Here is a 12,817-nt window from a genome sequence, read left to right as displayed (position 1 = left end):
CTGTCAGATGCACGCGCCAGCGGCGCGAAACACTTTACATCGGTTCCAAAACGCGAGGTTCAACCCGCTGGCCGCAAACACGAGCGGACAACGGCCGGAGGGAACGTCCGGTTGCCTTGCCCTTCGGTGAAGGGTCTCAATCGGGGTCGAGCGGCTCGGTGCCGACCGGCTTGCCGGCGCGGTTGAGCTTGATCTTCTCGACCTTGTCCTCGGCCACGGAGAGCAGCCGGTCGCAATGGTTCTTCAGCTTCTCGCCGCGCTCGTAGATGCGGATCGAGCGGTCCAGCGGCACATCGCCGCGTTCGAGATCCGAGACGATGCGCTCCAGTGCCGCAAGGGCATTCTCGAAGCTCATCTCAGCGATGTCGGAATCGTCGGTCGGGAGCGGGGCGTCGTCGCGTTCGGGCATGGTGTCCGTCTGTCTGGTGTTTCCGAATGTCCGGTGCCGGGCCTCTCGTCGAAGAGAGGTCGTGATCAGCCGGTCATCATCCGCTTGACATGGGCGGTGGTGGAGACCGCAAGGCCGTGCAGGTCGTAACCGCCTTCGAGAAGGCTCACAAGCCGGCCGTCGCAGGCCCGGTCGGCCAGTGCCATCAGTTCGGCGGTGGCCCAGTCGAAATCCGCCTCGGTCAGCTGCAGATTGGCCAGCGGATCGCGGTGGTGGGCGTCGAAGCCGGCCGAGATGATGACGAGGTCGGGATGGAAGTCCCGCAGCGCCGGTAGCACCCGCGAGCGGAACGCGTCCTTGAAGACGTCGCTGCCGTCGCCGGCCGACAGCGGCGCGTTGACGATGTTGCCCTGGCCAGTCTCGCCCTTGGCACCGGTGCCCGGATAGAGCGGCATCTGGTGGGTCGAGCAGTACATGACCGACGGGTCCTCCCAGAAGATGTCCTGGGTGCCGTTGCCGTGGTGGACGTCCCAGTCGACGATGGCGACGCGGTCGAGGCCGTGCACCGTCCGGGCGTGGCGCGCGGCGATGGCGGCGTTGTTGAACAGGCAGAAGCCCATCGCCGTCTGGCGCTCGGCATGGTGGCCGGGCGGCCGTGCCGCGACGAAGACATTGTCGCATTCGTCCGTCATCACGTCGTCGACGGCCGCCGTCGCCGCGCCGACGCCGTGCAGCGCGGCGGTGAAGCTCTTCGGGCTGACGATGGTGTCGTTGTCGACGCGCACCAGCCCTTCCTCGGGGATCGTCGTCGCGACCTTGCGGACGTAATCCTCCGGATGGCAGCGATAGATCGCCTCCAGCGACCCTTCCGGCGCCTCGGCCCGGTCGAGATGCTGGAACGCCTCGTCCTCGAGCGCGGCCGTGACCGCCTGCATGCGTTCGGGGCGCTCGGGATGGCCGGGACCGGTCAGATGCTCGGCGAAGATGGGGTGATGATAGAGACGTGTCCGCATGGGGCGACCTTAGCGTCCTCGCGGACCTGTTCAACGATTTGTTTGACGATCCGGCCGGTGCCGGGAGCGTGGAGGTGTCAGCCCCGTCCGGTCTGGCCGCGATGGCGCAGATAATGGTCGGCCACCGCGCAGGCGACCATCGCCTCGCCGATCGGCACGGCGCGAATGCCGACGCAGGGATCGTGGCGGCCCTTGGTCATCACGTCGACCTCGTTGCCGTCCGCATCGACCGAGCGGGTCGGGGTGAGGATCGACGAGGTCGGTTTGACGGCGAAGCGCGCCACGACCGGCTGGCCGGTGGAGATGCCGCCCAGGATGCCGCCGGCATGGTTGGTCAGGAATTGCGGCGCGCCGTCGGGGCCAATGCGGATCTCGTCGGCATTCTCCTCGCCCGACAGGGTGGCAGCGGCGAAGCCGTCGCCTATCTCGACGCCCTTCACGGCGTTGATCGACATCAGGTTGGCGGCGATGTCGCCGTCGAGCTTGGCGTAGATCGGCGCGCCGAGGCCGCCGGGCACGCCCTCGGCGACCACCTCGACGATGGCGCCGACCGACGAGCCGCTCTTGCGCACGGCGTCCAGATGCTCGGCCCAGCGTTCGGCGGTCTCGGCGTCCGGGCAGAAGAACGGGTTGCGATCGACCTCGTCCCAGTCCCAGCGGCTGCGGTCGATGGCGATGGTGCCGATCTGGACGAGGGCCGCGCGGACCGTCAGGCCCGGCACGATCTGCCGGGCGACGGCGCCGGCAGCCACGCGGGTGGCGGTCTCGCGGGCCGAGGACCGGCCGCCGCCGCGATAGTCCCGCACGCCGTATTTCATGTCGTAGGTGATGTCGGCATGGCCGGGCCGGTAGCGCCGGGCGATGTCGGAATAGTCCTTCGAGCGCTGGTCGGTGTTCTGGATCTCCAGCGCGATCGGCGTGCCGGTGGCGACGAGTTCGCCTTCGGCCTCGCCCGGCATGACGCCGGACAGCACCCGCACCTGGTCGGGCTCCTGGCGCTGTGTGGTGTAGCGCGACTGGCCGGGGCGGCGCTTGTCGAGATAGGCCTGGATGCCGGCTTCCGAGAACCGGGTTCCCGGCGGCGTCCCGTCGACCACGCAGCCGATCGCAATCCCGTGGCTCTCGCCCCAGGTGGTGACGCGAAAGAGATGACCGAAGCTGTTGTGGGACATGGAATTCCGCCGAAAGGAGAAGAGGCCTGGAGGACGCCTCGCTTACGTTAGCTTAACCAAATCCGTCAAATGCAACGGATCGAAACGAATTGTAATTTCCGCGCACGAGAATTGACACAATCGGGGCCAAACATCGCAGCTGACAGACGCCCCGGAGAGGGGCAGCGAGAACGCCGCGCGCCATGATGGCGGTCGCGGCGAAAGGTGGAAGGACCATACAGTGACCAGGCAGATTCTCGCATTCTTCGCGACGTCCTTTCTCACCGTGGCGATGACGATCCCGGCCATGGCGGAAGAAGTCGACGGCACCATCGAGGCGATCGACCGCGAGCACGCCCAGTTGCGGCTCAGCGACGGCGTCACCTACCGCCTGCCGGAGAATTTCGACTACGACGTCGTCGAGCCCGGCATGGACGTCGTGCTGATCTTCGGCGAGACCGAGACCCTGCGCATCGTCGACGCCGGCTGAGCAGCGCTCAGACCCAGGTCAGCCCGCCGTCGAGCCAGTGCAGGATGCGGTCCTGGGCGATGTCGCCGCGGGCGGCCGCCCGGTCGTCGAAGCCGCCATACATGCGCAGGATGCAGCGCGACACGCCGCCATGGGCGGTCACGATGGTCGGCCGCGACAGGTTTTCGAAGACGGGGCGCACCCGTTCGGCCAGCAGCGCATAGGATTCGGCCTTCTCGCCCGGGGGCACGAAATTCCACTTGTCGGCCTTGCGCCGCTTCGGCCCCTCCGGATCGCTCTTGCGGACCTCGTCGAGGGTGGAGCCCTGCCAGTCGCCGAAATGCAGCTCAACCAGGCGCGGATCGGTCTCGAAATCGTCCGGGGGAAGGTCCAGTTCGGTGCGGATGATCCGCATCGTCTCGACGGCGCGGCCGAGCGGGCTCGACAGGAAGCTGAAGCCGGAGGCGCCGGCGCCGAGGATGTTGCGCAGGCACAGGCCATTGCGCCGGGCCTGCTCGCGGCCGAGGGCGTTGAGCGGAATGTCTTCCTGACCCTGCAGCCGCCCCTCGGCGTTCCAGTCGGTCTGGCCGTGGCGGCAGAGATAGAGTTCGGTCGAAATCATCGCAGCATCCGCCATGGCGTCGGAGAGAGGGACCGACTTACGGCAGGTCCTTGACCACCGAGATGTCGGGCGCGTCGACGGCCTTCATGCCGACCACGTGGTAGCCCGAATCGGCATGGTGGATTTCGCCGGTCACCGAGCGCGACAGATCCGACAGGAAATAGAGGCCGACATCGCCCACCTCGTCGATGGTCACGGTACGGCGCAGCGGCGCATTGTACTCGTTCCATTTGAGGATGTAGCGGAAATCGCCGATGCCGGAGGCGGCCAGCGTCTTGATCGGGCCGGCGGAGATGGCATTGACGCGGATGTTCTTCGGGCCGAGATCGACCGCCAGATACTGCACGCTGGCCTCGAGCGCCGCCTTGGCGACGCCCATGACATTGTAGTTCGGCATCACCTTCTCGGCGCCGTAATACGACATGGTCAGCATCGAGCCGCCATCGGTCATCAGCTTCTCGGCGCGCTGGGCGACCGCCGTGAAGGAATAGACCGAGATCAGCATGGTCTTGGAGAAATTCGCCTCGCTCGTGTCGACATAGCGACCGGTCAGCTCGTCCTTGTCGGAAAAGCCGATGGCGTGGACGAGGAAGTCGAGCTTGCCCCATTCGTCCTCGATGGTCTTGAAGCAGGCATCGATGGAGGCGGCGTCGCTGACGTCGCAATGGCCGACGACCAGGGCGTCGAGCTCCTTGGCCAGCGGTTCGACCCGCTTGCGCAGCGCGTCGCCCTGATAGGTGAAGGCGAGTTCCGCGCCGGCCTCGCGGGCCGCCTTGGCGATGCCCCAGGCAATCGAGCGGTTGTTCGCGACGCCCATCACGAGGCCACGCTTGCCGGTCATCAGACCCTTCGATTCGGCCATGGCGCGACTCCCTCAAGACAGCGTGCAAACAATGCTTTGGCGGCGGCGGGTATGGCATAGCCCCGCCGGGCCTTCAAGCACGCTTGCGCCGCCCCGTCCGGCGGGGGCGTCGTTTGCCGGGCGACCGTGGCCGATCAGCCGATGGCGTCTTCGCGCTCGGCCTGTTTCCGGAATAGCGCGGCGAGATCGGCGTCACCCTCGGGCAGCATGATGCGCACCGACGCCATCAGATCGCCGCGTCCGCCGGCCTTCGTCGTCAGGCCCTTGCCGCGCAGGCGGAAGGTCTTGCCGGAATTCGTCCAGGCCGGAATGGTCAGCGCGATGCGGCCGTCGAGGGTCTCGACCTCGACCTTGCCGCCGAGCACCGCGGTCTTCAGCGGAACGGGCAGATCGTGGATCAGGTCACGGCCATCGATGCGAAAGCGCGGATGGGGTGCGAACTGCACGGTGACCAACGCGTCGCCCGGCTTGCCGCCGGGCACCGGGGCCGGCTGGCCCTGACCCTTGAGGCGGATCGTCTGGCCGTCCTCGACGCCTTCCGGCAGCCGGATCGCCAGCCGCTTGCCGGTCGGGAAGATCGCCTCGACCTTGGCGCCGGAAACGACGTCGGCCAGCTTCACCTTCAGATTGGCGTTGATGTCCTCGCCCCTGGTGCTGGCGTTGCGGGCGCCGGCAAAGCCGGGTCCGGCCGAACGACGGCCGCCGGCCGCGCCGGCAAAGGCCTGCTCGAAGAAGTCCGAGAACAGGCCGTCGCCGCCCAGATCCTCGGGGCCGCCCGTCGAGCGGAAGTCGAAGCCGCCCGGCCGCTGGCCGCGCCCGCCGCCGAAGCCGCCGGCACCGAACGGGCTGCCGCCACCGCCGCCGAAGCCCTGGAACTTCGCCTTGCCCTCGGCGTCGATCTCGCCTCGGTCGAACTGCGCGCGCTTGTCCTTGTCACCGAGAATCTCATAGGCCTGATTGGCCTCGTTGAAACGCGCCGCAGCCTTCGGATCGCTGGCATTGGCATCCGGATGATATTGCTTGGCGAGCTTGCGAAAGGCGGATTTGATCTCCTTTTCGCTCGCTGTCTTGGCAACGCCGAGGACGGCGTAAGGGTCGCGCATGACGCAATGGGTCCTTCACGAATGATGGCTGGGCGAATGTGACGCGGCGGGACCGCGCCCTGCGCCTATATGGTGGATGCCATCGTGAAATTTAAGGGTCGAGGGCCCGGATCGGCGGCGGTGTCGCCTCAGCCGTTCTCGTCGAAGCGCACCAGGGCCCATTCGCCGGCACCGGTGGTGCAGGCCTCGCCATTGTAGAGCGCGACGCCGTCGAAGCGCTGGCGCGAGGTCTGGAAGGTCCGGCAGATGCGCGAGCCGTTGCGCACCTCCTGCAGGGCGCTGATCACGCCATTGGTGCCGGTCTGCGGATTGGCCCAGGGATAGCTCTTGGCCGCCGCCTCGATGTCGGCGGTCGACACCGCGTTGCGGACCGTGCGCCGGTCGGACAGGCGCTCGAGGTCGGGGATCGCCGAATTGTCGGCCGTGGCCGCGGGGGCAGGGGGCGGCGTGATCGAGCCGGTGATCAGCGTGTCGTCGATCATGTCGGCTGCATTCGGGCCGGCGACCACGCATCCGCCGAGCGCGAGCGCAAGCAGGCCGGCCAGGAGAATTTGGAACGATGCCATCGATCTCTTATCTGTTACGGCGCCGCGCCGCGAATCGTTGCGACGATGTCATATGCAAAGGATCATGACGATAATGGCTAGCGAAGCCTTAACTCTTGGTGAAAGACCCGTCGGCGACGATCCGATCGCGCTGTTTTCGGCCTGGCTGGAAGACGCCGAGGCGAGCGAGCCCAACGATCCCGGCGCGGTGGCGCTGGCGACGGTCGACCCATCCGGCCTGCCGGACGTGCGCATGGTCCTGTTGAAGGAGTTCGACGCGCGCGGTTTCGTCTTCTACACGAATTTCGAGAGCGCCAAAGGGGCCCAGCTTCTGGCCAGCCGCAAGGCGGCGATGTGCTTCCACTGGAAGTCGCTGCGCCGGCAGGTGCGTGTGCGCGGTCCGGTCGAGATCGTCTCGGACGCCGAGGCCGACGCCTATTTCGCCTCGCGCCCGCAGGGAAGCCGCATCGGTGCCTGGGCTTCCGACCAGTCGCGCCCGCTGGCAAGCCGGGCCGTGCTGGAGGAGAAGGTCGCCGCGCTTGGCGCCGAATATGGCGACGGCCCGGTTCCGCGGCCGCCGCACTGGTCGGGCTTCCGCCTGATGCCGACCCAGATCGAATTCTGGCACGACGGCCAGTTCCGCCTGCACGACCGCGCCGTCTTCACGCGGCGCGGCGAGCCGGGCGACGGCTGGGACGTGGAACGGCTCTACCCGTAAGGGCGGACGGCTTGCGGCTCAGCGTCGCGCCAGCAGCTCGTCGACGAAGTCGGGGACGAGGCGGCTGGCCGGTCCGTGCCGCGCTTCGGAAAACAGCATGGTGCCGGCCGAGGGCTCGAGATTGAGCTCCAGCGTGCGGCTGCCATTGGCCCGCGCGTCCTCGACGAAGCCGGCGGCGGGATAGACCGCGCCGCTGGTGCCGATCGACACGAACAGGTCGGCCGCGGCCAGGCGGTCGTAGATCATGTCCATGTGGTACGGCATTTCGCCGAACCAGACGACGTCCGGCCGCATGCCCGCCAGGCTGCCGCACTGGCGGCAGGCCAGCTCCGTCGACAGCTGATCGGGCGACGGGCCGCGTGTGCCGCAGCGGGCGCAGAGCGCTTTCGCCAGTTCGCCATGCATGTGGATCACGCCGCGCGAGCCGGCCCGCTCGTGCAGATCGTCGATGTTCTGGGTGACCACCGTGACGCTGCCGGAAAACTCTCGCTCCAGCCGCGCCAGAGCGTGATGGGCCGGGTTGGGCTTTACGCCGGCGAGCCCGGCCCGCCGCTGGTTGTAGAAATCATGGACCATGGCCGGGTCGCGGGCGAAGCCCTCCGGCGTCGCCACGTCCTCCAGCCGGACCTTCGACCAGATCCCGCCGACGTCGCGAAACGTGTCGACGCCGGATTCGGCCGAGATGCCGGCACCTGTCAGGATGAGGATCGACTGGAACTGCATGGCACTCGTCCGCTATCGGGGCGCGATCGGAAGGGCTGCGAGACGACGGCGGCGGCTCAGGTCTCGGTGCCGCCCACCGTCATGCGGTCCATGCGCAGATGCGGCTGGCCGACGCCGACCGGCACGCCCTGGCCGTTCTTGCCGCACATGCCGATGCCGGTATCCAGCGCCACGTCGTTGCCGACCATCGAGACCCGGTGCATCGCCTCCGGGCCGTTGCCGATCAGCATGGCGCCCTTCACAGGCTCGGCCACCTTGCCGTCGCGGATGCGGTAGGCCTCGGTGCAGCCGAAGACGAACTTGCCCGAGGTGATGTCGACCTGCCCGCCGCCGAAGGAGACGGCATAGATGCCGTCCTTCACCGAGGCAAGGATCTCCTCCGGCGTGTGCGGACCATCCAGCATCATCGTGTTGGTCATGCGCGGCATCGGCACGTGGGCATAGGACTGGCGCCGGCCGTTGCCGGTGGAGGCCATGCCCATCAGCCGGCCGTTCTGGCGGTCCTGCATGTAGCCGACCAGTTTGCCGTCCTCGATCAGCACCGTGCGGTTGGAGGGCGTGCCCTCGTCGTCGATGGTCAGCGAGCCGCGGCGCTCGGCCACCGTCCCGTCGTCGACCACGGTGATGCCCTTCGCGGCGACCTGCTCGCCCATCAGGCCGGAGAAGGCCGAGGTCTTCTTGCGATTGAAGTCGCCTTCCAGCCCATGGCCGACCGCCTCGTGCAGCATGACGCCGGGCCAGCCCGAGGCCAGCACGATGTCGAAGGTGCCGGCGGGCGCGGCGACCGCCCGCAGATTGACGCGGGCCTGGGCGATCGCCTTGTCGGCGATGGCCTGCCAGTTCTCGGTGACGAAGAATTCCGAAAAGCCGGTCCGCCCGCCGGCGCCGAAGGAGCCCGATTCCTGCCGGTCGCCTTCGCCGCAGACGACGGAGACGTTGATGCGCACGAGCGGGCGCACATCCTTCACCAGCCGGCCGTCGGCGCGCAGGATCTCGACATTCTGCCATTGCGAGCCGAGCGTGACGGAGACCTGGCGCACGTCGTCGCCCTGGCCGCGCAGATAGGCGTCAATATCTTGGAGCAGCCTGACCTTCGCCTCGAAGCCCGGCGAGGGGATCGGGTTCTCGTCGCCATAGACCTTGTGGTTGGTGCCGGCCGGCGCTTCGGCATAGGTGCCATTGCGACCGGTCTTCACGGCGGACACCGCCTGTGCGGCGCGCTTCAGCGCGGCATCGGAAAAGTCGCCGGCATGGGCGTAGCCGACGGCCTCGCCGGCCACCGCCCTCAGGCCGAAGCCCTGGTCGGTGGAGAAATTGCCGGCCTTCAGGCGACCATTGTCGAAGACCAGCGATTCCGATTCGCGGTATTCGAGGAACAGTTCGCCATCATCGGCACCGGACAGGGTTTCCCCGAGAATCGCGTCGATCTCGGCGCGCGAGATGTCGAAGCGCTCGATCAGCGACACGGACATGGCAGGACTCCTCTGGCAACAGGCCCCGCAGATAAGCGTCGCGGCGCCGCCTGCCAACAGGGGCGCCGCGCGACGCGGTGGCCGGCGGTCCGCGCCGGGCGCACAAACGTGTCTTCTGAGGCGTCAGGGGAGGGCGGCGAAGCCGTCGGCGAAACCGTTGAGATCGACCGGGATGCCGATGCCCTGTTCGGGGGTCTGGAAGACGATGAAGGTGGCGGTGGCGCCGCCCGACAGCGTCTTCAGCAGTTCGTCGGCGAGGATCACCTCGGCATAGCAACCGTCGTCGAAGCAGCGCACGAACTGCGCGCGGCCGATATCCTTGCCGTCGACATAGAGGCCGAGACCGTTCGGCAGCAGAATGCCGAGTGGCGCCAGGACGCGCAGGATCCGGGCCTGCTGGTCGGCCGTCTTCAGGGCGACGATCGACAGGCCGATCTCCGGCCTGTCCTCTGCGACGACGTTCTGCAGGAGCGCGCACTGGTCGCCCGAGGCGCCCGCCGGCTGGTCGCAGACGATGGCCCAGGCGCCGTGCTGGGACTTCACGGTGCCGGTCGCGCCGGACTGGGCGAAGGCCGGGTGAAGGCTGGCGGCGCAAAGGGCGAGGGCCGCAGCCGCCGTCTGAAGGGTTCTGATCATCGGGTCATCCGGTTCGAGACTGGATTGGAATGTGCCGGCGTTATAGCAAACAAATGGTTACCGGACAGCGTCCGTCGAGGAGAACGGGCCGGCGCGGCGACAAACCGGCCCGGTCGCGGCAATGCGAATCGTCCGCGCGACGATGCCATGAAGGCGCCGGAATGCCGGGTCCAGCGCAAAAATGCCGCAAGCTTGCGATGGTTCTAAGATGTTGCGGCGCGTCGGGTTTCGTGGTTTTAAGCGGCGAGCCGAAGATTCTTCCGATTTCGCGGGATGCCGGTGCTGGCGCCGGATGGCGGCAGGCGCTATTCGTCCCCGAAACGCCGGTTCCCACCACTGACGCACGAGCGCGCAGGGAGACAATGCGAGTGAAACGATCGATCTTTGCCGCGATGGCATCCATGGGGACTGCCGGAACGGCTGTCGCACAGGAGAGTGACCTGATCCCGGGTCAGCCCCACCCCTGGCAGATGGGACTGCAGGAAGCGCTGTCTCCCATCGAGGCGCAGATCCACTGGTTCAGCAACTACACGCTCGCCTTCATCATCCCGATCACCATCCTGGTCGCCGCGCTGCTGGCCTGGGTGGTGTTCCGCTATCGCGCCTCGCGAAACCCGGTTGCCTCGCGCACCAGCCACAACACCATGATCGAGGTCGTCTGGACGCTCGCGCCGGTGATTATCCTGCTGTTCCTGGCAGTGCCGTCCTTCCAGCTTCTGACGGCGCAGTACAATCCGCCGAGCGAGCCGGAGCTGACCGTCAAGGCGACCGGCTACCAGTGGTACTGGGGTTACGAGTACCAGCCGTCCGAAGTGTCGGCCGAAGCGGAGGCCGAGACGGTTTCCTTCGAATCCTACCCGCTGCTCGATGACGACCGCGACACCACCGGCAAGGCTGATCGCAACGTCTATCCGCACCTTCTTGCCGTCGACAACGAGATGGTGGTGCCGGTCGATACCGTCATCCGCCTGATCTCGACCTCGGCCGACGTGATCCATTCCTTCGCCCTGCCGTCCATGGGCGTGAAGGTCGATGCCGTGCCGGGCCGCCTCAACGAATACTGGTTCGAGGCGCAGCGCGAGGGCATCTTCTACGGCCAGTGCTCCGAGCTCTGCGGCCAGTCCCATTACAACATGCCGATCGCCGTGCGCGTCGTGTCCAAGGAGCAGTTCGCCGCGTGGTACTCCACCGCGTCGGGCAGCCTCGAGGACGCCAATGCACAGCTGACGGCGCGGATCCAGTCCGGCGACTCCGTCGCCGTGGCCGGCCGCTAACACGAACAGGGTTTGAGGGAGCTCGATATGGCATATGGTGCCACTCACGATGCCCACGACGCGCACATGCCGTCCGGCTGGCGGCGTTGGGTCTATTCGACCAACCACAAGGACATCGGGACGCTCTACCTGATCTTCTCGATCTGCGCGGGCATCATCGGCGGTGCGCTGTCGATCGCCATGCGCATGGAGCTCCAGGAGCCGGGTCTGCAGATCTTCGGCGACCCGCAGCTCTACAACGTGTTCACGACGGGCCACGGCCTGATCATGATCTTCTTCATGGTCATGCCGGCGCTGATCGGTGGCTTCGCCAACTGGATGGTGCCGATCATGATCGGCGCGCCGGACATGGCGTTCCCCCGGCTGAACAACATCTCGTTCTGGCTGCTCGCCTTCTCCTTCCCGCTGCTGATCCTGTCGATGTTCGTCGAAGGCGCGCCGGGCTCGAACGGCGCCGGCACGGGCTGGACCATGTATCCGCCGCTGTCGACCTCGGGTCACCCCGGGCCGGCCGTCGATCTGGCGATCTTCTCGCTGCATATCGCGGGCGCCTCGTCGATCCTCGGTGCGATCAACTTCATCACCACGATCCTGAACATGCGCGCCCCCGGCATGACGCTGCACAAGATGCCGCTGTTCGCCTGGTCCGTGCTGGTGACGGCGTTCCTGCTGCTGCTCTCGCTCCCGGTTCTGGCCGGCGCGATCACCATGCTTCTGACCGACCGCAATTTCGGCACGACGTTCTTCTCGCCGGCCGGCGGTGGTGATCCGATCCTGTACCAGCACCTGTTCTGGTTCTTCGGTCACCCGGAAGTGTACATCCTGATCCTGCCGGGCTTCGGCATCGTCAGCCACATCATCTCGACCTTCTCCAAGAAGCCGGTCTTCGGCTATCTCGGCATGGCCTACGCCATGGTCGCGATCGGTGTCGTCGGCTTCGTCGTGTGGGCCCACCACATGTACACCACCGGCATCTCGCTCAACACGCAGCGCTACTTCGTCTTCGCGACGATGGTCATCGCGGTTCCCACCGGCATCAAGATCTTCTCGTGGATCGCGACGATGTGGGGCGGCTCGCTGAGCTTCCGGACCCCGATGCTGTGGGCGATCGGCTTCATCTTCCTGTTCACCGTCGGCGGTGTGACGGGTGTGAAGCTGGCCAACGCCGGCATGGACCGCGTGCTGCACGACACCTACTACGTCGTCGCCCACTTCCACTACGTGCTGTCGCTGGGTGCCGTCTTCGCGATCTTCGCGGCCTGGTACTACTGGTTCCCGAAGATGTCGGGCTACATGTACAACGAGACGATCGGCAAGCTGCACTTCTGGCTGACCTTCGTGGGCGTGAACATCGTGTTCTTCCCGCAGCACTTCCTGGGTGCAGCCGGCATGCCCCGCCGCTATGTCGACTATCCGGAAGCCTTCGCCGGCTGGAACTACGTGTCCTCGATGGGCTCGTATCTCTCGGGCTTCGCCGTCCTGGTGTTCCTGTACGGTGTGTTCGAGGCCTTCTCCAAGAAGCGCATCGCCGGTCCGAGCCCGTGGGGCGAGGGTGCGACGACGCTGGAATGGCAGCTGCCTTCGCCGCCGCCGTACCACCAGTGGGAAGAGCTGCCGCGGGTCCGCTGAGACCCATCGCAGGCAGTCTCCCGCACATCAATCGGCATCCCGGATTCCTGTATCCGGGATGCCTGATCGTCTGACGGTTCCGCAGTCCGGGAGCCGCGACTGCAAGCCACGGCGCGGCATCCCGACGGATGTGGAACAAGGCCGATGGCAGAACGACGCAACGGTTCGCATGACGACCGGCTCCAGACGGGGCCAGGATCGCGCCGAACGGG

14 protein-coding genes are annotated in these 12,817 nt (G+C 66.9%); 4 read left to right on the top strand and 10 right to left on the bottom strand.

The annotated features are described in order from the left end of the window. Positions 1–136: 136 nt before the first annotated feature. The 3 genes from SI859A1_RS15375 to aroC form a co-directional block, all read right to left on the bottom strand. Complete coding sequence (locus tag SI859A1_RS15375; RefSeq protein ID WP_009210630.1) at positions 137–409, bottom strand: exodeoxyribonuclease VII small subunit; 273 nt, start codon at positions 407–409, stop codon at positions 137–139. 65 nt (positions 410–474) lie between these two features. Continuing rightward, complete coding sequence (locus SI859A1_RS15370; RefSeq protein WP_009210629.1) at positions 475–1,401, bottom strand: histone deacetylase family protein; 927 nt, start codon at positions 1,399–1,401, stop codon at positions 475–477. A gap of 77 nt (positions 1,402–1,478) precedes the next feature. Next, the gene (gene aroC / locus SI859A1_RS15365) at positions 1,479–2,573 is read right to left on the bottom strand and encodes a chorismate synthase (protein ID WP_009210628.1); all 1,095 of its coding nucleotides are present in this window, start codon (positions 2,571–2,573) and stop codon (positions 1,479–1,481) included. Positions 2,574–2,793: 220 nt separating this feature from the next. Here aroC and SI859A1_RS15360 point away from each other — a divergent pair, with 220 nt between their 5' ends. Next, the gene (locus SI859A1_RS15360) at positions 2,794–3,042 is read left to right on the top strand and encodes a DUF1344 domain-containing protein (RefSeq protein ID WP_040325888.1); all 249 of its coding nucleotides are present in this window, start codon (positions 2,794–2,796) and stop codon (positions 3,040–3,042) included. A 7-nt stretch (positions 3,043–3,049) separates the two neighbouring features. Here the strand turns inward: SI859A1_RS15360 and SI859A1_RS15355 are convergent, their stop codons facing one another. The 4 genes from SI859A1_RS15355 to SI859A1_RS20455 all read right to left on the bottom strand — a co-directional run bounded on the left by SI859A1_RS15355 (position 3,050) and on the right by SI859A1_RS20455 (position 6,174). After that, a complete protein-coding gene (locus SI859A1_RS15355; protein WP_009210627.1) occupies positions 3,050–3,643 on the bottom strand; it encodes a histidine phosphatase family protein in 594 nt (197 codons plus the stop codon). Positions 3,644–3,680: 37 nt separating this feature from the next. Beyond that, on the bottom strand, positions 3,681–4,505 hold the full coding sequence (fabI, locus tag SI859A1_RS15350) for an enoyl-ACP reductase FabI (RefSeq protein WP_009210626.1): 825 nt from the start codon (positions 4,503–4,505) through the stop codon (positions 3,681–3,683). 134 nt (positions 4,506–4,639) lie between these two features. Next, entirely contained in the window at positions 4,640–5,608 is a 969-nt protein-coding gene (locus tag SI859A1_RS15345; RefSeq protein ID WP_009210625.1) for a DnaJ C-terminal domain-containing protein, read from the bottom strand. A 128-nt stretch (positions 5,609–5,736) separates the two neighbouring features. Further along, positions 5,737–6,174, bottom strand: coding sequence for an RT0821/Lpp0805 family surface protein (locus SI859A1_RS20455; protein ID WP_050767559.1), 438 nt, complete (start codon positions 6,172–6,174; stop codon positions 5,737–5,739). A 73-nt stretch (positions 6,175–6,247) separates the two neighbouring features. On the opposite strand from SI859A1_RS20455, the gene pdxH reads away from it, so the two are divergent. Beyond that, complete coding sequence (gene pdxH / locus SI859A1_RS15335) at positions 6,248–6,871, top strand: pyridoxamine 5'-phosphate oxidase (protein WP_040325887.1); 624 nt, start codon at positions 6,248–6,250, stop codon at positions 6,869–6,871. A gap of 18 nt (positions 6,872–6,889) precedes the next feature. Here pdxH and SI859A1_RS15330 read toward each other — a convergent pair whose 3' ends face one another. The 3 genes from SI859A1_RS15330 to SI859A1_RS15320 form a co-directional block, all read right to left on the bottom strand. After that, positions 6,890–7,594 carry an NAD-dependent deacylase gene (locus SI859A1_RS15330; RefSeq protein WP_009210623.1) on the bottom strand — a complete coding sequence of 235 codons (705 nt, stop codon included), beginning with the start codon at positions 7,592–7,594 and terminating at the stop codon, positions 6,890–6,892. Positions 7,595–7,650: 56 nt separating this feature from the next. Beyond that, the gene (tldD, locus tag SI859A1_RS15325) at positions 7,651–9,066 is read right to left on the bottom strand and encodes a metalloprotease TldD (protein WP_009210622.1); all 1,416 of its coding nucleotides are present in this window, start codon (positions 9,064–9,066) and stop codon (positions 7,651–7,653) included. A gap of 123 nt (positions 9,067–9,189) precedes the next feature. Next, positions 9,190–9,702: an invasion associated locus B family protein gene (locus SI859A1_RS15320; protein WP_009210621.1), complete on the bottom strand. Its 513-nt coding sequence runs from the start codon at positions 9,700–9,702 to the stop codon at positions 9,190–9,192. Between the two features lie 362 nt (positions 9,703–10,064). Here SI859A1_RS15320 and coxB point away from each other — a divergent pair, with 362 nt between their 5' ends. After that, a complete protein-coding gene (gene coxB / locus SI859A1_RS15315; protein WP_009210620.1) occupies positions 10,065–10,976 on the top strand; it encodes a cytochrome c oxidase subunit II in 912 nt (303 codons plus the stop codon). A 27-nt stretch (positions 10,977–11,003) separates the two neighbouring features. Continuing rightward, positions 11,004–12,605, top strand: a complete 1,602-nt coding sequence (gene ctaD / locus SI859A1_RS15310; RefSeq protein WP_009210619.1) for a cytochrome c oxidase subunit I — start codon at positions 11,004–11,006, stop codon at positions 12,603–12,605. The last annotated feature ends 212 nt before the right edge of the window (positions 12,606–12,817 follow it).

The sequence above is a fragment of the Aurantimonas manganoxydans SI85-9A1 genome (genome assembly GCF_000153465.1).
Lineage (GTDB): Bacteria > Pseudomonadota > Alphaproteobacteria > Rhizobiales > Rhizobiaceae > Aurantimonas > Aurantimonas manganoxydans.
Note: the sequence above shows the minus strand (reverse complement) of the source record. Positions and strands in the feature narration are given on the sequence as shown.